At 60.2% G+C, this 22,385-nt stretch carries 24 protein-coding genes and 4 tRNA genes; 19 read left to right on the forward strand and 9 right to left on the reverse strand.

Annotated elements, in window-relative coordinates; genetic code table 11:
- Positions 1-31 precede the first annotated feature (31 nt).
- The 6 genes from purF to PspCFBP13528_RS10235 all read left to right on the forward strand — a co-directional run bounded on the left by purF (position 32) and on the right by PspCFBP13528_RS10235 (position 4,143).
- On the forward strand, positions 32-1,537 hold the full coding sequence (gene purF / locus PspCFBP13528_RS10210; protein WP_065952922.1) for an amidophosphoribosyltransferase: 1,506 nt from the start codon (positions 32-34) through the stop codon (positions 1,535-1,537).
- A gap of 66 nt (positions 1,538-1,603) precedes the next feature.
- On the forward strand, positions 1,604-2,815 hold the full coding sequence (locus PspCFBP13528_RS10215) for an O-succinylhomoserine sulfhydrylase (protein WP_137200134.1): 1,212 nt from the start codon (positions 1,604-1,606) through the stop codon (positions 2,813-2,815).
- A gap of 11 nt (positions 2,816-2,826) precedes the next feature.
- Entirely contained in the window at positions 2,827-3,591 is a 765-nt protein-coding gene (locus PspCFBP13528_RS10220; protein ID WP_137200135.1) for an SDR family oxidoreductase, read from the forward strand.
- A 162-nt stretch (positions 3,592-3,753) separates the two neighbouring features.
- A tRNA-Val gene (locus PspCFBP13528_RS10225) sits at positions 3,754-3,829 on the forward strand.
- A gap of 55 nt (positions 3,830-3,884) precedes the next feature.
- Positions 3,885-3,961: transfer RNA gene (locus tag PspCFBP13528_RS10230), tRNA-Asp, on the forward strand.
- 105 nt (positions 3,962-4,066) lie between these two features.
- A tRNA-Asp gene (locus tag PspCFBP13528_RS10235) sits at positions 4,067-4,143 on the forward strand.
- 156 nt (positions 4,144-4,299) lie between these two features.
- Here the strand turns inward: PspCFBP13528_RS10235 and PspCFBP13528_RS10240 are convergent.
- Positions 4,300-5,583 carry an FAD-binding oxidoreductase gene (locus tag PspCFBP13528_RS10240; RefSeq protein WP_137200136.1) on the reverse strand — a complete coding sequence of 428 codons (1,284 nt, stop codon included), beginning with the start codon at positions 5,581-5,583 and terminating at the stop codon, positions 4,300-4,302.
- Between the two features lie 184 nt (positions 5,584-5,767).
- Here PspCFBP13528_RS10240 and PspCFBP13528_RS10245 point away from each other — a divergent pair.
- From PspCFBP13528_RS10245 to PspCFBP13528_RS10265, 5 genes are all read left to right on the forward strand, one after another.
- A tRNA-Val gene (locus PspCFBP13528_RS10245) sits at positions 5,768-5,844 on the forward strand.
- 553 nt (positions 5,845-6,397) lie between these two features.
- Complete coding sequence (locus PspCFBP13528_RS10250) at positions 6,398-7,111, forward strand: DUF969 domain-containing protein (protein ID WP_137200137.1); 714 nt, start codon at positions 6,398-6,400, stop codon at positions 7,109-7,111.
- Positions 7,108-8,058 (forward strand): DUF979 domain-containing protein, encoded by a 951-nt coding sequence (locus PspCFBP13528_RS10255; protein ID WP_065952928.1) that lies wholly within the window; start codon positions 7,108-7,110, stop codon positions 8,056-8,058. Before PspCFBP13528_RS10250 ends, PspCFBP13528_RS10255 begins: the two co-directional genes overlap by 4 nt.
- Before the next feature lie 7 nt (positions 8,059-8,065).
- A complete protein-coding gene (gene pcp, locus PspCFBP13528_RS10260; protein WP_137200138.1) occupies positions 8,066-8,695 on the forward strand; it encodes a pyroglutamyl-peptidase I in 630 nt (209 codons plus the stop codon).
- Between the two features lie 62 nt (positions 8,696-8,757).
- On the forward strand, positions 8,758-9,204 hold the full coding sequence (locus PspCFBP13528_RS10265; RefSeq protein WP_101220267.1) for an anti-virulence regulator CigR family protein: 447 nt from the start codon (positions 8,758-8,760) through the stop codon (positions 9,202-9,204).
- A 12-nt stretch (positions 9,205-9,216) separates the two neighbouring features.
- Here PspCFBP13528_RS10265 and PspCFBP13528_RS10270 read toward each other — a convergent pair whose 3' ends face one another.
- From PspCFBP13528_RS10270 to PspCFBP13528_RS10280, 3 genes are read right to left on the reverse strand one after another with little or no spacing between them, the layout of a single operon-like run.
- Positions 9,217-10,617, reverse strand: coding sequence for a heavy metal sensor histidine kinase (locus PspCFBP13528_RS10270; RefSeq protein WP_137200139.1), 1,401 nt, complete (start codon positions 10,615-10,617; stop codon positions 9,217-9,219).
- Positions 10,614-11,285: a heavy metal response regulator transcription factor gene (locus PspCFBP13528_RS10275; RefSeq protein WP_137200140.1), complete on the reverse strand. Its 672-nt coding sequence runs from the start codon at positions 11,283-11,285 to the stop codon at positions 10,614-10,616. The genes PspCFBP13528_RS10270 and PspCFBP13528_RS10275 overlap by 4 nt, the downstream gene beginning before the upstream one ends.
- Before the next feature lie 42 nt (positions 11,286-11,327).
- Positions 11,328-11,588, reverse strand: coding sequence for a DUF2790 domain-containing protein (locus PspCFBP13528_RS10280; RefSeq protein WP_065952933.1), 261 nt, complete (start codon positions 11,586-11,588; stop codon positions 11,328-11,330).
- A 203-nt stretch (positions 11,589-11,791) separates the two neighbouring features.
- Here PspCFBP13528_RS10280 and PspCFBP13528_RS10285 point away from each other — a divergent pair, with 203 nt between their 5' ends.
- The gene (locus tag PspCFBP13528_RS10285) at positions 11,792-12,487 is read left to right on the forward strand and encodes an HAD-IA family hydrolase (protein ID WP_137200141.1); all 696 of its coding nucleotides are present in this window, start codon (positions 11,792-11,794) and stop codon (positions 12,485-12,487) included.
- Here PspCFBP13528_RS10285 and PspCFBP13528_RS10290 read toward each other — a convergent pair.
- Both PspCFBP13528_RS10290 and csrA read right to left on the reverse strand, forming a co-directional pair.
- Positions 12,469-12,732 (reverse strand): hypothetical protein, encoded by a 264-nt coding sequence (locus PspCFBP13528_RS10290; RefSeq protein WP_065952935.1) that lies wholly within the window; start codon positions 12,730-12,732, stop codon positions 12,469-12,471. The genes PspCFBP13528_RS10285 and PspCFBP13528_RS10290 overlap by 19 nt on opposite strands.
- A 205-nt stretch (positions 12,733-12,937) precedes the next feature.
- Positions 12,938-13,132 (reverse strand): carbon storage regulator CsrA, encoded by a 195-nt coding sequence (gene csrA / locus PspCFBP13528_RS10295; protein ID WP_003192511.1) that lies wholly within the window; start codon positions 13,130-13,132, stop codon positions 12,938-12,940.
- 260 nt (positions 13,133-13,392) lie between these two features.
- On the opposite strand from csrA, the gene PspCFBP13528_RS10300 reads away from it, so the two are divergent.
- Positions 13,393-13,758, forward strand: a complete 366-nt coding sequence (locus tag PspCFBP13528_RS10300) for a penicillin-binding protein activator LpoB (protein ID WP_065952936.1) — start codon at positions 13,393-13,395, stop codon at positions 13,756-13,758.
- A 31-nt stretch (positions 13,759-13,789) separates the two neighbouring features.
- On the opposite strand, the gene PspCFBP13528_RS10305 is transcribed toward PspCFBP13528_RS10300, so the two are convergent.
- From PspCFBP13528_RS10305 to PspCFBP13528_RS10315, 3 genes are all read right to left on the reverse strand, one after another.
- The gene (locus PspCFBP13528_RS10305) at positions 13,790-14,479 is read right to left on the reverse strand and encodes an endonuclease I family protein (RefSeq protein ID WP_065952937.1); all 690 of its coding nucleotides are present in this window, start codon (positions 14,477-14,479) and stop codon (positions 13,790-13,792) included.
- 4 nt (positions 14,480-14,483) lie between these two features.
- The gene (locus PspCFBP13528_RS10310) at positions 14,484-14,735 is read right to left on the reverse strand and encodes a DUF1654 domain-containing protein (protein WP_175413316.1); all 252 of its coding nucleotides are present in this window, start codon (positions 14,733-14,735) and stop codon (positions 14,484-14,486) included.
- Between the two features lie 193 nt (positions 14,736-14,928).
- Entirely contained in the window at positions 14,929-16,011 is a 1,083-nt protein-coding gene (locus PspCFBP13528_RS10315; RefSeq protein ID WP_065952939.1) for an asparaginase, read from the reverse strand.
- A 450-nt stretch (positions 16,012-16,461) separates the two neighbouring features.
- Between PspCFBP13528_RS10315 and PspCFBP13528_RS10320 the strand changes: the two genes are divergently transcribed.
- The 6 genes from PspCFBP13528_RS10320 to rbsD are packed head-to-tail and all read left to right on the forward strand — an operon-like array spanning position 16,462 to position 22,375.
- Positions 16,462-17,421, forward strand: coding sequence for a sugar ABC transporter substrate-binding protein (locus tag PspCFBP13528_RS10320; RefSeq protein ID WP_137200142.1), 960 nt, complete (start codon positions 16,462-16,464; stop codon positions 17,419-17,421).
- A gap of 58 nt (positions 17,422-17,479) precedes the next feature.
- Entirely contained in the window at positions 17,480-19,033 is a 1,554-nt protein-coding gene (locus PspCFBP13528_RS10325; RefSeq protein ID WP_065952941.1) for a sugar ABC transporter ATP-binding protein, read from the forward strand.
- Positions 19,030-20,007 (forward strand): ABC transporter permease, encoded by a 978-nt coding sequence (locus tag PspCFBP13528_RS10330; RefSeq protein WP_003174987.1) that lies wholly within the window; start codon positions 19,030-19,032, stop codon positions 20,005-20,007. The genes PspCFBP13528_RS10325 and PspCFBP13528_RS10330 overlap by 4 nt, the downstream gene beginning before the upstream one ends.
- A 3-nt stretch (positions 20,008-20,010) precedes the next feature.
- Complete coding sequence (locus tag PspCFBP13528_RS10335; protein ID WP_065952942.1) at positions 20,011-21,033, forward strand: LacI family DNA-binding transcriptional regulator; 1,023 nt, start codon at positions 20,011-20,013, stop codon at positions 21,031-21,033.
- A 23-nt stretch (positions 21,034-21,056) separates the two neighbouring features.
- Positions 21,057-21,974 carry a ribokinase gene (rbsK, locus tag PspCFBP13528_RS10340; RefSeq protein WP_137200143.1) on the forward strand — a complete coding sequence of 306 codons (918 nt, stop codon included), beginning with the start codon at positions 21,057-21,059 and terminating at the stop codon, positions 21,972-21,974.
- Positions 21,971-22,375 (forward strand): D-ribose pyranase, encoded by a 405-nt coding sequence (gene rbsD / locus PspCFBP13528_RS10345; protein ID WP_065952944.1) that lies wholly within the window; start codon positions 21,971-21,973, stop codon positions 22,373-22,375. The genes rbsK and rbsD overlap by 4 nt, the downstream gene beginning before the upstream one ends.
- The last annotated feature ends 10 nt before the right edge of the window (positions 22,376-22,385 follow it).

The raw sequence follows: 22,385 nt of genomic DNA on the forward strand, positions 1-22,385 counted from the left end.
GTCAAGATTCATTAAGTAGGGGTTGCGTCGCATGTGTGGCATCGTCGGTATCGTCGGTAAGTCGAACGTCAATCAGGCGCTGTATGACGCGCTAACCGTCCTCCAGCACCGCGGCCAGGATGCTGCCGGTATTGTGACCAGCCACGACGGCCGGTTATTCCTGCGCAAGGACAATGGCCTGGTGCGTGACGTGTTCCACCAACGTCATATGCAGCGCCTGGTCGGGCACATGGGCATTGGCCATGTGCGTTACCCGACCGCCGGTAGCTCGACCTCGGCCGAAGCTCAACCGTTCTACGTCAACTCGCCTTACGGCATTACCTTGGCGCATAACGGCAACCTGACCAACGTTGAACAGCTGGCCAAGGAGATTTACGAATCCGACCTGCGCCACGTCAACACCAGTTCCGACTCGGAAGTACTGCTCAACGTGTTCGCCCACGAGCTGGCCCAGCGCGGCAAGCTGCAGCCCACCGAAGAAGACGTGTTTGCCGCGGTGATCGACGTGCACAACCGGTGCGTCGGTGGTTACGCCGTGGTGGCGATGATCACCGGTTACGGCATCGTCGGTTTCCGTGACCCCCACGGCATCCGCCCGATCGTGTTCGGCCAGCGTCACACCGACGAAGGCGTCGAGTACATGATCGCCTCCGAAAGCGTGTCCCTGGATGTACTGGGCTTCACGTTGATCCGCGACCTGGCACCGGGTGAAGCGGTCTACATCACTGAAGACGGCAAGCTGCACACCCGTCAGTGCGCCGTAGCGCCGAAACTCACGCCATGCATCTTCGAACACGTCTACCTGGCGCGTCCGGATTCGATCATCGACGGCGTGTCGGTCTACAAGGCACGCCTGCGCATGGGTGAGAAGCTGGCCGAGAAGATCCTGCGCGAGCGTCCCGAGCACGACATCGACGTGGTCATCCCCATCCCGGACACCAGCCGTACCGCTGCGCTGGAGCTGGCCAACCACCTGGGCGTCAAGTTCCGCGAAGGCTTCGTCAAGAACCGTTACATCGGCCGTACCTTCATCATGCCCGGCCAGGCGGCACGCAAGAAGTCGGTGCGCCAGAAGCTCAATGCCATCGAGCTGGAATTCCGCGGCAAGAACGTTATGCTGGTGGATGACTCGATCGTGCGTGGTACCACCTGCAAGCAGATCATCCAGATGGCCCGTGAAGCCGGCGCGAAGAACGTGTATTTCTGTTCTGCCGCGCCCGCCGTGCGCTACCCGAACGTGTACGGTATCGACATGCCGAGCGCCCACGAACTGATCGCCCACAATCGTTCCACGCAAGACGTGGCCGACCTGATCGGTGCCGACTGGTTGATCTACCAGGACCTGCCTGACCTGATCGAGGCGGTTGGCGGCGGCAAGATCAAGATCGCCGAGTTCGACTGCGCCGTGTTCGATGGCAAGTACGTGACCGGTGACGTCGATGAGGCCTACCTGAACAAGATCGAGCAGGCGCGCAACGACTCGTCCAAGATCAAGACCCAGGCGGTCAGTGCGATCATCGATCTGTACAACAACTGAGTAGACACCGGCCCTGAGGGGCCGGTTTTGTATCTTAAACAAAGAATTTGTGTAAGGAGTCGCAGCATGAGTCAGGAATGGGATGCCGGTCGGTTGGACAGCGACCTCGATGGCGTAGCTTTCGATACCCTGGCTGTGCGCGCCGGCCAGCACCGTACCCCGGAAGCGGAGCACGGTGACCCGATGTTCTTCACCTCCAGTTATGTGTTCCGCACGGCGGCCGACGCCGCCGCGCGCTTTGCCGGTGAAGTGCCGGGCAACGTTTACTCGCGCTATACCAACCCGACCGTACGTGCGTTCGAAGAGCGCATCGCCGCCCTGGAGGGCGCAGAGCAGGCGGTGGCCACGGCGACCGGCATGGCGGCCATCCTGGCGGTGGTGATGAGCCTGTGCAGTGCTGGCGATCACGTACTGGTGTCGCGCAGCGTGTTCGGTTCGACCATCAGCCTGTTCGAGAAGTATTTCAAGCGCTTCGGTATCGAAGTGGACTACGTGCCCCTGGCGGATTTGTCCGGGTGGGATGCGGCGATCAAGGCCAATACCCGCCTGCTGTTCGTCGAGTCGCCGTCCAACCCGCTGGCGGAACTGGTGGATATCGCCGCGCTGTCCGAAGTGGCGCATGCCAGGGGCGCCATGCTGGTGGTCGACAACTGTTTCTGCACCCCGGCCCTGCAACAGCCGTTGAAGTTGGGCGCGGACATTGTGGTGCATTCGGCCACCAAGTTTATCGACGGCCAGGGCCGTTGCATGGGTGGCGTGGTGGCCGGTCGCGGCGAGCAGATGAAGGAGGTGGTGGGCTTCCTGCGCACCGCCGGCCCGACCCTGAGCCCGTTCAATGCCTGGATCTTTCTCAAAGGCCTGGAAACCCTCAGCCTGCGCATGAAGGCCCATTGCGCCAATGCCCAGGCCCTGGCCGAATGGCTGGAACAGCAGGACGGTATCGAGAAGGTGCATTACGCCGGCCTGAAAAGCCATCCGCAGCACGCCTTGGCTCAGCGCCAGCAGCGCGGTTTCGGCGCAGTGGTGAGTTTCGAGGTGAAGGGTGGCAAAGAGGGCGCCTGGCGCTTTATCGATGCCACGCGTCTGATCTCGATCACCGCCAACCTGGGTGACAGCAAGACCACCATCACGCACCCGAGCACCACCTCCCACGGGCGTCTGGCGCCGCAGGAGCGTGAAGCCGCGGGCATCCGTGACAGCCTGATTCGCATCGCGGTCGGGCTGGAGGATGTGGCGGACTTGCAGGCTGACCTGGCCCGCGGGCTGGCGGCCTTGTGATCGAGTGGTCCATGGAGGCCGCAGCGGCCACTAACGGGCGCGTTGCGCTGGTAACCGGCGCGGCGCGCGGCATTGGTCTCGGGATTGCGGCGTGGCTGATCAGTGAGGGCTGGCAGGTGGTGTTGACCGACCTGGACCGAGAGCGCGGTTCCAAGGTGTCCAAGGTGCTGGGCGAGAATGCCTGGTTTATCACCATGGATGTGGCCGACGAGAAGCAGGTGGCCCAGGGTGTCGCCGAGGTATTGGGGCAGTTTGGGCGCCTGGATGCGTTGGTGTGCAATGCGGCGGTGGCCGATCCGCGCAATATCACCCTGGAAAGCCTCGACCTGGCGTACTGGAACCGCGTGCTGGCAGTGAACCTCAGTGGGCCGATGCTGCTGGCCAAGCATTGCGCGCCGTACCTGCGCGCCCATGGTGGCGCTATCGTCAACCTGGCCTCGACACGGGCCCGCCAGTCGGAGCCGGACACCGAAGCCTACGCGGCGAGCAAGGGTGGCCTGCTGGCGCTGACTCACGCCCTGGCGATGAGCCTGGGGCCGGAAGTGCGGGTCAATGCGGTCAGCCCCGGCTGGATCGATGCGCGTGATCCTGCTGCGCGGCGGGCCGAGCCGCTTACCGATGTCGATCATGCGCAGCATCCGGCGGGCCGGGTAGGGACGGTGGAGGACGTGGCGGCCATGGTGGCATGGCTGCTGTCGCGCCAGGCCGGGTTTGTCACCGGACAAGAGTTCGTGGTGGACGGCGGCATGAGCAAGAAGATGATCTATGAGCAGTGAGATGCAGATTCAAGCTGCAAGCTGCAAGTGAGAGCAGATTTTTGCTGGCTTTGAACTTGCGGCTTGAAGCTTGCTGCTTACAGCTGTTTTTGAAAAAAACTCAATCCTGCTATTGACTTAGGTCCGCTACCTGCGTAAATTTCGCGGCCTCAACGAAGCAAAGGGTGATTAGCTCAGCTGGGAGAGCATCTGCCTTACAAGCAGAGGGTCGGCGGTTCGATCCCGTCATCACCCACCACTTCTTGAGAGTTTTGCCTTAGGGCAAGACGCAACGTTAAAGGTTGCACCGACGCGCAGCGGTAGTTCAGTCGGTTAGAATACCGGCCTGTCACGCCGGGGGTCGCGGGTTCGAGTCCCGTCCGCTGCGCCATATTTTCCAGGTTCGATGTGTCGAGCTTGAGATTGAACAGCCCAGGTTGATCGATCAGATGTTCAAAGGTGATTGAGGCTTTACGCTCAGTCAGCCAAGCGATACGCAGCGGTAGTTCAGTCGGTTAGAATACCGGCCTGTCACGCCGGGGGTCGCGGGTTCGAGTCCCGTCCGCTGCGCCATATCTGCCTCAAGGCCCGCTGAACGCCTTGGAGCACAAAGAAGCCGATGGCTGCTTTGATCCGATAGCAAAGACCCTGGTCGAAAGACCGGGGTTTTTTGTGTCTGCGATTTGTCTAATCCAGGCGAGTAGCCGGCGAACCGGCTCCCGTTGTTCATCAAAAACCCAGTTTATCCCGCAGCCCGTAATACCACGCGCCCATTGCGGCAAACGGTGTGCGTAAGAGCTGTCCGCCTGGGAACGGGTAATGGGGCAGGTCGGCAAACGCATCAAAGCGCTCGGCCTGGCCTCTCAATGCCTCGGCCAGGACCTTGCCTGCCAGGTGCGTATACGTCACGCCATGGCCGCTGCAGCCCTGTGAGTAATAGATGTTGTCGCCGAGGCGGCCCACCTGTGGCAAGCGCGACAGGGTCAGCAGGAAATTGCCGGTCCAGGCGTAGTCAATCTTCACGTCCTTGAGCTGTGGGAACGCCTTGAGCATCTTTGGTCGAATGATCGCTTCTATATTCGCCGGGTCCCGCGCGCCATACACCACGCCGCCGCCGAAAATCAGACGCTTGTCGCGGGTGAGGCGGTAGTAGTCGAGCAGGTAGTTGCAGTCTTCGACACAGTAATCCTGCGGCAACAAGGTCTTGGCCAACTCATCGCCCAGTGGTGCGGTGGTGATCACCTGGGTGCCGCACGGCATTGATTTCGCCGCCAGCTCCGGCACCAGGTTCCCCAGGTAGGCATTGCCCGCAACAATGATGAACTTGGCCCTGACCTTGCCTTCGGCGGTATGCACCACCGGGTTGGCGCCGCGCTCGATGCGCACGGCGGCCGACTGCTCATAGATTGTGCCGCCGAGGGACTCGACGGCCGCCGCTTCGCCCAATGCCAGGTTGAGCGGATGGATGTGTCCACCGCTCATGTCCAGCAGGCCGCCCACATAGTTGTCACAGGCCACGACTTCGCGGATACGGCGCTCGTCCAGCAGTTCAAGTTGCGTATGGCCGTAGCGCTCCCACAGGCGCTTCTGTGATTCCAGATGGCCCATATGCTTGCTGTTGAGGGCGGCGAACACACCGCCGTCCTTCAAGTCGCACTGGATCTGATATTTGGCCACGCGCTCGCGAATGATCCTGCCACCCTCGAATGCCATCTCGCCCAGCAACTGCGCCTGCCTGGGCCCGACGCTGCGCTCGATGACGTCGATGTCGCGGCTGTAGCTATTGACGATCTGCCCGCCATTACGGCCGGACGCACCAAAACCTACCCTGGCGGCTTCCAGGACGGTTACGCGAAAACCGTTCTCGAGCAGAAACAGCGCGCTGGAAAGACCGGTATAACCGGCACCAATTACGCAGACATCGGTTTCGACCTCGCCTTGCAATGCCGGGCGCGGCGGAACCGCATTCGCGGAGGCGGCGTAATACGACTGGGGGTAGGGGGTGTTCGCCATCCTGGAACCTCTGTTTTATATTTTTTACGAGTGCGGCGATCCTACCTGAGTTGAAAATTGCCTGCCAGCCACGCGTAATTCGCGGGCGCCTGACCCGCGAATAAAAAATTCGCATATTCATAGGGTTAGCTGCAAAAAAGATGTTGACACCCTTACGGAATTCCGTAGAATGCCGCCTCACAGCAGGCACGTAGCTCAGTTGGTTAGAGCACCACCTTGACATGGTGGGGGTCGTTGGTTCGAGTCCAATCGCGCCTACCAAACAAAATCCGCTCTGCTGGGCGGTCTAGAAGGGCTCACCGAAAGGTGGGCCCTTTTTTGTTGCCTGAAATTCGGGCAATACCACGCAAAGCGGCGCGTTGCGGCGCACTTGCGACGCTGACGTCTCGGTCAACAGAAAAGCGTCGCCACCGACAGCAGGCAAATGATCTGGACCACCATCTGGCAACGTATCTCGCCAATTGCTGTCGCCATACTGCTCATCTGACCGGCATACATAGCTGGAGCCCTCATTGTCGGCAATAGCACCCTGGATGCTGCGTAGGCGCATCATCGTTGAGTATAGGGCGAATCCCGAATCCCTCCAGTTGCCGATTCCAGCAGTGCCAATCTCGACAAAATTTATTGGTCTGCAGCAACAGTTTTTCTTGTTGGACACCTCCCGCCTCAAGGCAGCAAAGTTGCCGCCACTGCTCGACCTTCCGGGTCAACAATAAAAAAACCGAGCCGACTGCACGCCACTTTCATGCTGTGAGCCTCTTGCTCACATCCTGCTGTAATGGCGCCGCAGCGCGCACTAAAGGACCTCTCCGCCATGCAAACTGTTGTGAATTTATGGCCGTTGATCGGCGTACTTGTCATCGTGGTCGGCTTTGTATTGCGCTTCAATCCGTTGCTGGTGGTCACTGCCGCCGCTATCGCTACCGGGCTCGCCGCTCAGTTTCCGCTGGAGAAAATTCTCGCCACCATGGGTGACGGTTTCCTTCAGACCCGTGCACTGCAATTGATCCTGTTATTACCGCTGGCGGTGATTGGCCTGTTGGAGCGACATGGCTTGCGCCTGCATGCACAGAATTGGATCGCCCGTTTCGAGCGCGCGACGGTCGGGCGTCTGCTGATCATCTATCTGTTTGTACGTGAATCCACTGCGGCCATGGGACTGACCAGCCTGGGTGGGCATCCGCAGATGGTGCGGCCGTTGCTGGCGCCGATGGCCGAAGGCGCGGCGGAAAAACGCTATGGCAAGCTGCCGGACAAGCTGCGTCACAAGGTATTGGCCATGTGTGCCGCCACCGACAACGTGGGGCTGTTTTTCGGTGAAGACATCTTCGTCGCCTTTGGTGCGATCGCCTTGATGCATACCTTTCTGCTGGGCTCGGGGATCGATGTGGAGCCCCTGCATATCGCAGTGTGGGGCATCCCGACGGCGATCTGTGCCTTTATCATTCATGCCATTCGACTGCATCGATTCGATCGACGGTTGACCCGTGAGATGACCGTCGCCCCCTCGGTGGAGGCTGCGCAATGATTATTTCCATTCAATATCTGTATTGGCTGGCCGGTGTGCTGTTGCTGATCACCGCCGGCATGATCCTGCTGGATCGCACCCATCCCAAGCGTTGGTCGAGCGCGCTGTTCTGGCTGCTGTTTGCCATTCCGTTCCTGGTGGGAGAGCGCCTGCCCTCGGTGGTCATCGGTGGTGGCGTTGTAGTAATGGCGCTGATTGCCGGCCTGGGTGGCGTTGGCCGTGGCCAGCATGCGCAATTGCATGACAAGGCGGCCCGCGCCAGTGCCGCTCGCCTGGGTCACAAGCTATTCATACCCGCGCTGGCCATTCCGCTGACCACGGTGATTGGCTCGGTATTGCTCAAGCACACCGAAATCGGCGGTGTGCCGCTGCTTGATCCGAAGAATACTACCTTCGTCTCTCTCGGCATCGGCTGCCTGATCGCCCTTGGCCTGGCCTGCTGGCTGACGCGCGATACACCCGTGCAGGCCTTGCGCGAATCGCGTCGCCTGACCGAAGCCCTGGGCTGGGCCATGGTGCTGCCGCAGATGCTGGCCATGCTCGGGCTGTTGTTCAATGAAGCCGGGGTTGGCACAGCGGTCGCCCACATCACCACCACTTACATCAATCTGGATTTCAAATTGGTGGCGGTAATGGTCTATGTGCTGGGCATGGCGTTGTTTACGGTGATCATGGGCAACGGCTTCGCAGCGTTTCCGGTGATGACCGGCGGCGTCGGCGTGCCGGTGCTGGTGGGCATCTACGGCGGCAACCCGGCGGTCATGGCCGCGATCGGCATGTTCTCCGGCTACTGCGGTACGCTGATGACACCGATGGCGGCCAACTTCAATATCGTACCGGCAGCATTGCTGGAACTGCCGGACAAGAACGCGGTGATCAAGGCCCAATTGCCCACCGCGTTGATGATGCTGGTGGTCAATATCGTGCTGCTTTATCTGTTGATGTGAGGCCAGGATGAAAACCCTATTGCTGACCGGCTTCGAGCCTTTCGACCACGACGTGGTGAACCCCTCCTGGGAGGCGGTACGCCTGCTGGAAGGGGTAGAGCTGAGTGATGACGTGCGGATCGTCGCGCGCCGATTGCCCTGCGCCTTTGCCACTGCTGCCCAGACCTTGCTTGGGCTGATAGAGGAGCTGCAACCGGCCATGGTCATCGCGACCGGCCTGGGCCCCGGGCGCAGTGATATTTCCATTGAGCGCGTCGCGATCAACGTCAATGATGCGCGTATCCCGGACAACCTCGGCGCCCAGCCGATCGACACGGCAGTGGTGGAAGGTGGGCCTGCCGCTTACTTCTCGACTTTGCCGATCAAGAGCATGGTCAGGACGGTACGTGAGGCGGGTATTGCGGCCTCGGTTTCGCAGACGGCTGGGACTTTCGTGTGCAATCAGGTGTTTTATCGATTGCAGCATGCGCTGGTGGGTACTGAGGTGCGCAGTGGATTTATCCATGTGCCGGGCTTGCCGGCGTTCGGTCAGCCGTCGATGGAATTGCCTGTGTTGGTGGAGGGCTTGCGCCTGGCGGTCTCGGCCGCCTGGCGAACCCGGATGGATATCGTGGAAACAGGTGGCCGGGTGAGCTGATTTAGTTCGAGGGGCTATAACCTCGACTACAGTTAAACAAGCGTCCACCTAGGAAGTACACCATGATCAAGTCCTCTAAGTTCGTCTCTGTCGCGTTGTCGCTCGCAGTGTTGGCAGGCAGCGGTATGGCCCTGGCTGACCCCGGCAATGGCAAGGGTCAGGGCAACAACAAAGGTAATCATTCGGCGGGGCAGGGCCACGACAAACCCAAAGGCAAAGGCTCGGCCGGTAACCGCGGGCCCAGCGTTGATCGAGGCGGTGTGCTGAGCCTGGTGGGTGGTAACCGCGATTACTGGAGTCCAGGGCCTGCGTTGCCGCCGGGTATTCAGAAAAATCTGGCTCGCGGCAAGCCGCTGCCGCCCGGTATCGCGAAGAAACTCGATGGTCGCCTGGCGGGGCGCCTGCCTCATTACGATGGGTATGAGTGGCAGCAAGCGGGTACGGATCTGATATTGGTAACGATCGCCACCGGTATTATCTACGAAGTGCTCAACGGGGCGTTTGATTGAAGGGGCGATGGTTCACGCTTCCCGTACGGGAAAAAACAACTCGAAAGTCGTTACGCCATCTTCACTGCTGACGCGATACCGCCCGTTATGCAGCTGCATGATGGTGGCCACGATCGACAGCCCCAGTCCATTGGATTGGGAGGAGCGCTCGCGGGACTCATCCACCCGGTAGAACCGTTCGAACAGCCGCGGCAAATGCTCGGCGGGAATGGTCTCACCCTGGTTGCTGACCCTCACGTTGACGCCCTCGTCGGTTGCAATCGCCTGGATGCTCAGCGCCGAGCCCGGCGCTCCATACTTGATGGCGTTGGCGCACAGGTTCGCCAGGGCGCGGCGCAGGAGCATCGGCTCAGCCCAGATCTCGCCTGCGCCCTGGACCACGATATGCATGCCCACGTCAGCGGCCAACCCTTCGAAATAATCCGCGATGCGCTCCACTTCATCCGCTGCGTCCAGCGCCTGGCGCTGGCGCAACGCGCTGGCCGGGTCGGTGCGCGCCAGGAACAGCATGTTGTCGAGCATCCGCGCCAGGCGTTCGAGCTCCTCGACATTGGACGCCAGCAGTTGCTGGTAGCTGTCGACACTGCGTTGCTGCTGCAGGGCAACCTGGGTTTCGCCGAGCAGGTTGTTGATCGGCGTGCGCAGTTCGTGGGCCATGTCGGTGGAGACCTGGCCCAGTTGCACAAAGCCCTTGGATAAACGCTCAAGCATGGTGTTGAACGACTCGATCATCGGTAGCAGTTCTTTCGGGGCGCCCTCGCTGTCGAGGCGCTCGGCCAGGTTGCCGACGCCGATCCCATGCGCATGCCGGGCCAGGCGGCGCAAGGGCAGCAGGCCGCGATGCACCAGCAGGTAACCGGCCAATGCCAGGATGATCGCAGCGATGCTCGCCAGGATGTAAACGCTCAATCGATAGCTGGCGAGTACGGCGGTGCGCTCGGTCATCAGGCGGCCGCTGGTGACTTGCAGGCTGCCCAGGTCGCCGGTGTTGATGGTCGCGGCTACCGTCGAGAAGGGAATGCCGTTGAGCCCCGGCACGTGCTGCACATCGCTCAGCGCCAGTACGTGATCCCTGGGCACCGGCTCTATCGCAGGCAGTTTGATATTCGCCGGGTTCACCAACAGCAAGGGTTGTTGACCGGGGGCTGCGATGCTCAATACGGATTCGCGGTTGCCGAGCATGTTCTGGAACAACTCGGGTTTGGTCTTGATCAGGTCCAGGGTATTGCTGTCGCTGAGCAGGTTGCGCAGTTGATCCACTCGGGAGATCAGCGCGGTGTCGTCGCGGCGGATCAGCTCGCGCTCCAGCTCGCGGTACAGTGCCACGCCCAGGGTGGTCATCAGGGCAAAGGCGAGCAGGGCGAAGATCAGCGCCAGGCGCAGGGTCAGCGAGTGATGACGGCTGCGACTCATGGCTGGGTATCGAAGCGGTAGCCGATGCCGCGCACGCTATGGATCAACTTGAGCTGGAACGGGTCGTCGATTTTCAAGCGCAGGCGTCGCACGGCCACGTCGACCACGTTGGTGTCACTGTCGAAATTCATGTCCCAAACCCGCGAGGCAATCAGCGAGCGTGACAGCACCTGGTCCTGGTGAGTGGCGAACAGGTGCAGCAGGGCGAACTCTTTATTGGTCAGGGTAATGCGCGTGCCGGCGCGGGTGACGCGGCGCTTGAGCACATCGATTTGCAGGTCGGCGATCTGCAGGTGCTCTTCTTCCCGAGTCGGGCCGCGTCGGGTCAGGGTGCGCAGGCGCGCGACCAGTTCGGCGAAGGAGAAGGGCTTGATCAGATAGTCGTCGGCGCCCAGCTCCAGGCCTTTGATGCGGTCGGCGATATCATCGCGGGCGGTCAGGAACAATACCGGCGTATCGGCCTCCTTGCGCAGGCGGCGCAGCACTTCCCAGCCATCCATTTTCGGCATCATCACATCAAGCACGATCACGTCGAACGGCGTTTCCAGGGCCTGGTGCAAACCGTCCACGCCATCGCGGGCCAGGCTCACGCTGTAGCCCAGTTCCTGCAAGCCATTGAGCAGATAATTGCCGGCCTTGGGTTCGTCTTCGACTATGAGGATGTTCATGGGAAATGCCCTGATTCAATGGGTTGCGCCAGTGTAGCCTGATCAATTGTCACTGGCGCAACCGATGCCTTGCACCCGGTAGTCCAGCACATGTTCCCGGTCCTGATGATCCAGGTAGCGCAGTTGCGCCGGGACGATACCGCATTGGCCATAGGTGTCGGTACTGGAGAGCACCTTCGCCACATCCAGGTGCACGAAAAAGCCGGTTTGATCATGGATCACGGGAGCGGCTGGGGCGGTGTCGGCGGCAAACACCGAGGCGGTGGCGAACAAGGCAATCAAGGCGAGGGCAAAGCGTTTCATGGCCAAATCTCTCTGTGAAGGTTGGCTGCCGGGGTCGGCAGTGAGTTCACAGTAATCAGGCGACCCGAACAGCCAGCCAACAGGATGATGACAAGTTCGTCATTCAAGGCTTGAGGCGGGTGCCTCGCAGCGTTTACAAGTGGCGAGGTGAAACGTAGATTGCAGGGGCCGCTCATGGTTTGAGCACTTGAGGAAGCCGCGTCGTGTCCAACCGAAATCCTGCCATATTGACTCAGCGTTACCGTGCCTTTCTGTTCGATATGGACGGGACCCTGCTTAACTCCATTGCCGCCGCCGAGCGGGTATGGAGCCGTTGGGCCGAACGCCATGGCCTGGATGTGGAGGCGTTCCTGACCACCATCCATGGCGCACGCGCGATTGATACGATCACGCGCCAGGCGTTGCCGGGTGTGGACGCCCAGGCTGAAGCGGCGTGGATTACCGCAGCTGAAGTGAACGATGTCGAGGGCGTCGTGGCGATTGCCGGCGCGGTAGAGTTCTTGAAGCGCTTGCCTGCCGATCAGTGGGCGCTGGTCACGTCTGCGCCCAAGGCACTGGCATTGCGCCGAATGGACGCTGCGGGTATTCCGGTGCCGGCGGTAATGGTGACGGCCGAAGATGTCGCCAGCGGCAAGCCAAATCCGGCCTGTTATGTGCTCGGTGCCCAGCGCCTGGGCGTGGCGGTGCAGGATTGCCTGGTGTTCGAGGATGCGACGGTAGGCATTCGAGCCGCAGAAGCGGCGGGAGCGGATGTGATGGTGGTGACCTCGACGCACCTGGCTGCCATGGCGACCGAGCATGCCTGTATCGACGGGTATGAGGGGCTGCAGGTCCTGCGAGAAGCGGATGGCCTGCTGACTGTGCGCGAGCTGGAAGACCGTCAGCGTGTTGCTTTTTGATGCGCGCGATGCGCCTCACGCTGGCATAGCTTGCGCAAGATTGTCTTCTGCATCGGCTTGAGGCAGAACGCAAACAGGTAGGCACACAGCAGTAATGCCAGGTCCAGCCAGGAGTGGTCAGCCGCGTCGACAGCCCCCTGGACTTCCAATCGCAACCCATACCCTAGCGCCAGAAAGACCAGGCCTATCAGCAAGGTGATCGTCCAGGACAGGGAAACCATGGGCTGTGTAACGGTTGGCCTCATCGACGTGCTCCTGAATGCACACGGACCGCAGGATGACGTGGGATTTGGCTGCAAATGATGCAACAAGTTCCTGGCATCATGGCAGTTTCATCTTGCAGCGCGGGGGCATGTACGAGGCGTACAGCTGGGATAAAGAAGGCGAAAGGGCCGATCAGGTTTTCGCCAGCCGTTACGGTGAAGCAAAAGGCTGGCTACTGGAGGTGCTTCAAGGCGTCTGGTTTTTGTCCGGCGCAGTGAGGCCAGCCTGGATGCGCTGATAGATTTCCTCGCGATGCACGGCCACATCCTTGGGGGCGTTGATGCCGATTCGTACTTGCTGGCCGCTAACGCCCAGGATGGTGATCGTAATGTCATCACCGATGTTTATGCTTTCACCAACTTTGCGGGTGAGTATAAGCATGGACTTCTCCTTGATTACTTTTAAGGACACATGTTCAGACAGGGCAGGTGTCAGATGTGCGTAGCTTACTGCGAAGCGCTTCCCTGTGACTGCCTCTTTTAGGACGCATAGAGGCGACATTAATTCCCATGGCGGCATCATACAGGTCGCGATACATGATTCGCATTGTTTAAGCCAACGTTTATGACGGCCAGAATAGACAGTGAATGGTAAAGTCGCCTCTTTATCTTCAAAGGAGCAGGGCAGTGCGTAAAGTAGCGATGGCAATTGCGGTGTTGGCATTGGCCGGATGCGGCGAAGGTAACCCTGTCGATGCCCCCAAGGCCAAGCCTGTCGTGACCGAAAGCCAGCCACAGACCGGTGCGATTGCCGCGCAGGAATGGGATGTATGGGTGGGGGCGCCGGATCACAAGCTGCAGGCGATCACTGACTTGACCGCCTGGTTGCTGGAACATGGTTTCAATTTTTATATCGTGAAGGCAGACGGCAAGGACCAGGTACTGCTTGGCCCGTTTGCCACCAAGGCCGAGGCTGAGGCCAAGCAGGCACTGCTCAACGAAAAGATGGCGCGGGCCAAGAAGAACGACACCGTGTCAGAGGTCATCGAGCACAAGGTCGCGCAGTAACGGGCCGGGTGGGCGCCAGTTGCGCCCACCTTCAGCCGCAGGCCTTCAGATTCACCGGGCCGACAAATTCATTGCCTCGGCCCATTACACAGCCCACCGTCTGGTTGCGCTGGCGCTCCCAGGCTTGCACCGGGTAGGTCTTGTTCCAGGCTTCATACAGTTGGCGATCCTGTTTCGACAGGCGCAGGCCGTATTGCTTGCTCATATAAAAATAGGTGCGTGCGATCATCCCGCGAATCGACGGACGCGGCATGACCTTCTTGGCCTTGAAGTCCACCTGGGTCAGGCATGAACCGTATTGCCCGCTCTGCACCGGCAGCCAGCCGAAGCTGAAGTTGTTACGGTCGCCATTCACCTCGCCGATGCTCGGCACCAGGTTGTGCAGGTCTGCTTCGGCACGCTTGAACACGTCGTCATGGCGCGTGCAGTTTTTACGCCCGCCAGTTTGCCAGCACTGGCGCTGATGGCCGATCTGCCAGGCGGGCACAATATGTTCCCATTCGATGCGCGCAGCGCGGTTGGCGTTCTTGCGCGGGATATAGCCGCAGGCTTTCAGGTCTATGCGGTTGCCGGTGTATTTGCAGCCGCAGTAAAACTCGGTGGATTGAGGGGCGTAGAGCTTCCAGGCGATTTTTTTGGCTTCACTGAAGGTTCGGGGGGCTTGGGCGTTGGCGGTGACGGCAAAAAACAGGCAGCACACAGCGAAAAAACGGACACTCATTCAATCAATCTTCCTTCGGCACAACCCAGAAAATCTGCACGCCGCCATCATCCCTGTAGGCGAGGGTGACGTTGTCGTTTTCCGCAATTTCTTCAAGCAGGCGCGCCCACTCGTCCTCGGGCTCTTCCGGCAGGCGGAAGATCAACGCCGCCTTGGCTTTCTGGGCGTTGGTCGAATTAATGATTTTTTGTACGCGAATGGCCAGGCGTTGGTAGGCGTCCGGCATTGCGGGTGCTGCGGAGGAGGGCTTTGCCACGGAGTATTCCTTAGTAAGCTGTACGCACATACAGTATTTAACTGTAGGTAATTTCGCAACTGCTTAAATTCAAAGACGTCCGTCTGACAGCGAAAATGGAAATTTGCTGTGATTTGCTGCGAGAAGTTTTAGGCGTAAACCTGATGTGGCGAGGAAGCAGGCTACCTCGCCACCCTTTCAGGTAGGTCTGGAATCAGTATTCCCAGAACATCCGTTGCAGCTCTTTGCTGTCCTGGGTCTTGGTCAGGGCGACCATTGCCAGGATGCGGGCCTTCTGCGGGTTCAGGTCAAGGGCTGCCACCCAGTCGTATTTATCGTCTGGCTGTTCAGCGTTACGCAGCACCATGCCACCGGCATTAACGTGCGAAGAGCGAATGATCTGCACGCCTTGTTTACGCAACTCCACCAGTGCCGGAACGACCTTGGATGACACCGAGCCATTGCCGGTGCCGGCATGGATGATCGCTTTGGCGCCGGCTTGGGCCAGGGCTTTGTAGGCAGTGTCGCTCACGTTGCCGTAGCCGTAGGCAATTTCAACGTCAGGCAGGCTCTTGATGGTCTTGATGTCGAATTCCGAATCCATGGTGTGACGCTTGGCCGGCAGGCGGAACCAGTAGGATTTGCCTTCAACGACCATGCCCAATGGGCCCCATGGGCTCTTGAACGCCTCGGTCTTGATATTGATCATCTTGCTTACGTCGCGACCCGACTGGATCTCGTCGTTCATGGTCACCAGCACGCCTTTGCCGCGTGCATCCTTGCTGCCCGCTACCGCGACGGCGTTGTACAGGTTGAGCATGCCGTCCGCCGACATGGCGGTACCCGGGCGCATGGAGCCGACCACCACGATAGGCTTGTCGGTTTTTTCAACCAGGTTGAGGAAGTAGGCGGTTTCTTCAAGGGTGTCGGTACCGTGGGTGATCACGATGCCATCCACGTCCTTGCTGTCAGCCAATTCGGCGACGCGGCGACCCAGTTGCAGCAGGTTTTCGTTATTGATGCTTTCCGACGCAATTTGCATCACTTGTTCGCCGCGAACATGGGCGATCTGGCTAAGCTCAGGAACGCCGGCGATCAATTGTTCGATGCCGACTTTGGCCGCCTGGTAAGTGGCGCTGTTGGCCGCACTGGCGCCCGCGCCAGCAATGGTGCCGCCAGTGGCGAGGATCACCACATTGGCGAGCTTGGTCTCGACTTCTTTTGCCTGAGCAGCGACAGGGAACAGCAGCAGGAGGGCTAGCGCCCCGGGAACAAAGGACTTCAATGCAGATTTCATTATTTTTCTCTCTGGTTTTGACGAGTGCGGTAGCAGATTTATCCAGAACACCCGGGCGACTCTGAACGTCCGAGGCGCTGTGAAAAAGCAGGATTTGTACCAGGCCAATGATGAAAGCATAGATAAAATAACTTATTGATTTAGAACAACTTAAATTGCTTGTTCAGGCTGGTCTGACACGGTGCTGTCCGGCTTTCCGAACGCGGGAGGCGGTGATGTTCGGTTGTCCGAAAGCCTTGATGGTATTTACGTCGGGCCACGTGTGAAATCGTTGCCAGCCCTGTCGTTTTAAACAGCGCCTGAGTGAACGGCGGTTTCAGGAATGAAAGGTGAGCGGCGACCGTTGACAAATCTCGACAAGGTTCTCATAGTTCTGCCAACGCAAACGTTTGCGAGATGTTTCTTCGGTGCAAGCGTTGCTCACAATAATCATAAGATCGGAGTACACCCATGAAGCTGCCATTTGCAGGACGTCTTCTCGCTGTCGCTGTGCTTGCCACCGCATCCGCTGCCCTGCCTCTCTCTTCTGCATTCGCTGACGACGCTGCCGCCAAGCCCAAGGTCGGCCTGGTGATGAAGTCCCTCGCCAACGAATTTTTCGTGACCATGCAAGAAGGGGCCAAGGACTACCAGAAATCCCACGCCGCCGACTTCGACATGATCACCAACGGCATCAAGAACGAAACCGACACCAGCGCGCAGATCGATATCGTCAATCAGATGATCCTGGCCAAGGTCAACGCCATCGTCATCGCACCCGCCGATTCCAAAGCGCTGGTCACCGTGCTGAAGAAAGCCTCGGATGCCGGCATCAAGGTGGTCAACATTGACAACCGCCTGGACCCGGACGTGCTGAAAAGCAAAAAACTCGATATCCCTTTCGTAGGCCCGGACAACCGCAAAGGCTCCAAGCTGGTCGGTGACTACCTGGCCAAGCAACTGGCCGCGGGCGACAAGGTCGGTATCATCGAAGGCGTGCCGACCACCACCAATGCGCAGCAGCGCACCGCAGGCTTCAAGGATGCGATGGATGCGGCGGGTATGAAGATTGTCTCCACCCAATCCGGTAACTGGGAAATCGACCAGGGCCAGAAAGTCGCCTCGGCGATGCTGAGCGAATACCCGGACCTCAAGGCACTTCTGGCCGGTAACGACAACATGGCCCTGGGCGCCGTCTCCGCCGTACGTGCGGCAGGCAAGGCCGGTAAAGTGCTGGTGGTGGGCTACGACAATATCGAAGCCATCAAGCCGATGCTGCAGGACGGTCGCGTGCTGGCAACCGCCGACCAGGCCGCTGCCCAGCAAGCCGTGTTCGGCATCCAGAATGCGCTGAAGCTGGTCAAGGGCGAGAAGGTCGATGCCACCGATGGCGTGATCGAAACCCCGGTCGAACTCGTCCTCAAGAAGTAATCCCGGCAGTAGCCAACAGCGCTCGCTCGTCCTGAGCGGGCGCCTGGAGATTTTTCCTATGTCATCTTCCGCCCCGAACGCTGTCCTCTCGGTCAGCGGTATCGGCAAGACCTACGCCCAGCCGGTTCTGTCCGACGTCACGCTCACGCTCAATCGTGGTGAAGTGTTGGCGCTGACCGGTGAAAACGGCGCAGGCAAAAGTACCTTGTCGAAGATCATCGGCGGGTTGGTCACGCCGACCACCGGCAACATGCAGTTCAAGGGTCAGGATTATCAACCCGGCAGCCGCACCCAGGCCGAAGCGCTGGGTGTGCGCATGGTCATGCAGGAGCTCAACCTGCTGCCGACGCTGACGGTGGCTGAAAACCTGTTCCTGCATAACCTGCCCAGCCGTGGTGGCTGGATCAGCCGCAAACAGTTGCGCGCGGCCGCGACCGAAGCCATGGCCCAGGTGGGCCTGGACGCAATCGACCCGGACACCCTAGTGGGCAGCCTGGGCATTGGTCATCAGCAAATGGTCGAGATTGCCCGCAATCTGATCGGCGATTGCCATGTGCTGATTCTCGACGAACCGACGGCGATGCTCACTGCCCGTGAAGTCGAGATGCTGTTCGAACAGATCACCCGCCTGCAGGCCCGAGGCGTGGCGATTATTTATATTTCGCATCGGCTCGAAGAGCTGGCCCGTGTGGCCCAGCGCATCGCTGTATTGCGCGACGGCAAGCTGGTCTGTGTCGAGCCGATGGCCAATTACAACAGTGAACAACTGGTGACCCTGATGGTAGGGCGCGAGTTGGGCGAGCATATCGACCTGGGCCCGCGCACCATCGGCGAGCCGGCCTTGACGGTCAAAGGCCTGACGCGCTCGGACAAGGTCCGCGACGTATCTTTTCAGGTGCGCGCCGGTGAAATCTACGGTATTTCCGGCCTTATCGGCGCCGGTCGTACCGAGTTGCTGCGCCTGATTTTTGGTGCCGATCCGGCCGACAGCGGTACGGTGGCGCTGGGGCCGCAGGCCAACGTGGTCAGCATTCGCTCCCCGGTCGACGCGGTCGCCCATGGGATTGCCCTGATCACCGAGGACCGCAAGGGTGAAGGCCTGCTGCTGACCCAGTCCATCAGCGCCAACATCGCCTTGGGCAACATGCCGGAGATATCTGCGGGCGGTCTGGTTAACAGCCGCGATGAAACCGCCCTGGCCAAGCGTCAGATCGACGCCATGCGCATCCGCAGCTCCAGCCCGGCGCAATTGGTGTCCGAGCTGTCCGGTGGTAACCAGCAAAAGGTGGTGATTGGCCGCTGGCTGGAGCGCGATTGTGCGGTGATGCTGTTCGATGAGCCTACGCGCGGCATCGACGTCGGCGCCAAGTTCGACATTTATGCCTTGCTCGGCGAGTTGACGCGCCAGGGCAAAGCGCTGGTGGTGGTCTCCAGTGATCTGCGCGAGCTGATGCTGATCTGTGACCGCATCGGCGTATTGTCCGCCGGACGCCTGATCGAAACATTCGAACGCGACCGCTGGACCCAGGACGAATTGCTCGCCGCCGCCTTTGCCGGCTATCACAAACGTGACGCGCTGCTCAACGAGGCAGCGCCTAGGAATACCCCATGAAAACAACCACTTCCCCCGGTAAAACGGGCGGCAACTTCTACGGCCTGGGCACCTACCTGGGCCTGGCGGGCGCATTACTGGCGATGATTGCGCTGTTCTCGGTACTCAGCGATCACTTCCTGTCTTATGACACGTTCAGCACCCTGGCCAACCAGATTCCGGACCTGATGGTGTTGGCGGTGGGCATGACCTTCATCCTGATCATCGGTGGCATCGACCTCTCGGTAGGCTCGGTGCTGGCGTTGGCGGCGTCGGCGGTCAGCGTGGCGATTCTGAGCTGGGGCTGGAGCGTATTGCCGGCTGCCGTACTGGGCATGGGCTGCGCCGCATTGGCCGGCACGCTTACTGGTTCTATCACCGTGGCCTGGCGTATTCCGTCCTTTATCGTGTCCCTTGGCGTGCTGGAGATGGCCCGGGGCGTGGCGTACCAGATGACCGGCTCGCGCACCGCTTACATCGGTGACTCGTTTGCCTGGCTGTCCAATCCGATCGCGTTCGGGATTTCGCCGTCGTTCATCATCGCATTGCTGGTAATCATCGCCGCGCAGCTGGTGCTGACCCGCACCGTGTTCGGTCGCTACCTGATCGGTATCGGGACCAACGAAGAAGCGGTACGCCTGGCCGGCATCAACCCCAAGCCCTACAAAATCCTGGTGTTCAGCCTGATGGGCCTGCTCGCCGGTGTGGCCGCGCTGTTCCAGATCTCGCGTCTGGAAGCGGCGGACCCGAATGCCGGCTCAGGCCTGGAGTTGCAAGTGATCGCCGCTGTGGTGATTGGCGGTACCAGCCTGATGGGCGGACGCGGCTCGGTCATCAGTACGTTCTTTGGTGTGCTGATTATTTCGGTACTGGCGGCGGGCCTGGCGCAGATCGGCGCGACAGAACCCACCAAACGCATCATTACCGGTGCGGTGATCGTGATCGCCGTCGTCCTCGATACGTACCGCAGCCAGCGCGCCAGTCGGCGGGGCTGAACCATGGCAACGATCAAGGATGTGGCGGCGCTGGCGGGCATTTCCTATACCACGGTGTCCCATGTGGTGAACAAGACGCGCCCGGTCAGCGAACCTGTGCGCGTCAAGGTCGAGGCGGCGATCAAGCAGTTGGACTATGTGCCCAGTGCGGTAGCGCGCTCGCTCAAGGCCAAGACCACGGCGACGATCGGGCTGCTGGTGCCCAACAGCCTCAACCCGTATTTCGCGGAGTTGGCCCGGGGCATCGAGGATTACTGCGAGCGTAATGGCTATTGCGTGATCCTCTGCAACTCCGACGACAACGCCGAAAAGCAGCGCAGCTATTTGCGCGTGTTGCTGGAGAAACGTGTCGACGGCTTGATCGTGACCTCGGTGGGCGGCGATGACAGCGGCCTTGCTGCTGGCTTGAGCGCGGTGCGCACGCCCATGGTGATCGTCGACCGGGCACTGGATGGTATTGATGTCGACCTGGTGCGCATCGATCATGAAGAGGGTGCTTACCTGGCGACCCGGCACTTGCTTGAATTGGGCCATCGTGACATCGCCTGCATCGCCGGCCCTGCGCATACGCGCGTGGCGCAAATGCGTCTGGCAGGCTATCGACGTGCGTTGCGCGAGGCGGGTGTTGAAACAGCGGCCGAGCGCATCCGGGAAAGTGATTTCACCAGCACCGGCGGTTATGCCGCCGCCGTGCAATTGCTTGCGCAGCAACCGCCCAGTGCGATTTTTGCCTGCAACGACATGATCGGTTTTGGCGTGCTTCGCGCCGCGGCAGAGCGCAATATCCGTGTGCCGGGCGAGCTGTCGGTGATAGGTTTCGATGATATTCAAATGGGTCGCTATGTCTATCCTGCGCTGACCACGGTCGGGCAGTCGATCGTACAGTTGGGTGAGACAGCGGCTGAATTATTACTGCGACGTATAGCGACACCCCAACTGCCGGTCGATCAACGCATCGTGACGCCAAGCATTGTCTTGCGTGAGTCGACGGCGCCGTTGGCGGGTGTGTTTGCCCAATACCGCTGAACCGAATTGATGAGTACTGATGTATGCCAGCGAACGTAGTGGTAGTAGGCAGCTTGAACATGGATCTGGTCACCCGCGCCAGTCGCTTGCCGCGTGCCGGTGAAACACTTGTCGGCCAGACGTTTTCCACTGTCCCCGGTGGCAAGGGCGCCAATCAGGCCGTCGCCCTGGCGCGTCTCGGGGCGGATGTGGCCATGATCGGTTGCGTCGGCAGCGATGCCTATGGCGGCCAATTGCGCGATGCGCTATTGGTCGAAGGTATCGATTGTCAGGCCATCAGCACCGTGGACGGCTCCAGTGGTGTCGCGCTGATCGTGGTGGATGACAGCAGCCAGAACGCGATTGTAATTGTGGCGGGCAGTAACGCTCAGTTGACGCCCCAGTCGTTGACGGCCTGCGATGCTGTATTGCAGGCTGCCGACGTGATCATTTGCCAGCTTGAAGTGCCGATGGACACCGTCGGGCATACGCTCAAGCGCGGCCGCGAGCTGGGCAAGACGGTGATCCTCAACCCGGCGCCGGCCAATGGGCCCTTGCCGGCCGAGTGGTATGCCTCGATCGACTACCTGATTCCCAACGAAAGTGAAGCCGGTGCCTTGAGCGGTGTTGCGGTCGATTCGCTCGACAGCGCCAAACGCGCCGCAACAGCGCTGATCAAGGCTGGTGCCGGCAAAGTCATCATCACCCTTGGCGCTCAGGGCGCACTTTTTGCTGACGGCAACAGCTTCGAGCACTTGGTCGCACCCAGGGTCCGGGCAGTGGACACCACGGCTGCCGGCGATACTTTCGTGGGTGGCTTTGCCGCCGCGCTGGCAGCCGGCAAGAGCGAAGCCGAGGCCATCCGTTTTGGCCAGGTCGCGGCCGCGTTGTCGGTGACCCGTGCCGGCGCCCAGCCTTCCATTCCTACGCTGCACGACGTACAAGGTTTTGTGCCCTCATGAAAAAGACCCCTCTGCTCAATATCGCCCTGTCCCGCGTGATCGCATCATTGGGGCACGGCGACATCCTGGTCATCGGGGATGCCGGCCTGCCGGTGCCTCCCGGCGTCGAATTGATCGACCTGGCGCTGACCCAGGGCACTCCGGATTTCATCAGCACCCTGCGCGTTGTGCTCAGTGAAATGCAGGTGGAAAGCCACGTGCTGGCTGAAGAAATCCTGCTCAAGCAGCCTCCGGCGCTAGTCGCGCTCAACGCGCTGGCAGAGCAGGCTGCGCTGGGCGAGCGACGCCTGCTCAGCCATGAAGCGTTCAAGCAATTGAGTGGCAGGGCGCGCGCGGTCGTGCGCACCGGCGAATGTCAGCCTTACTGCAATATCGCGCTGGTATCCGGCGTAACCTTCTAGAGTCCCCCTA

This window comes from Pseudomonas sp. CFBP13528 (genome assembly GCF_005233615.1).
Lineage (GTDB): Bacteria > Pseudomonadota > Gammaproteobacteria > Pseudomonadales > Pseudomonadaceae > Aquipseudomonas > Aquipseudomonas fluorescens_AM.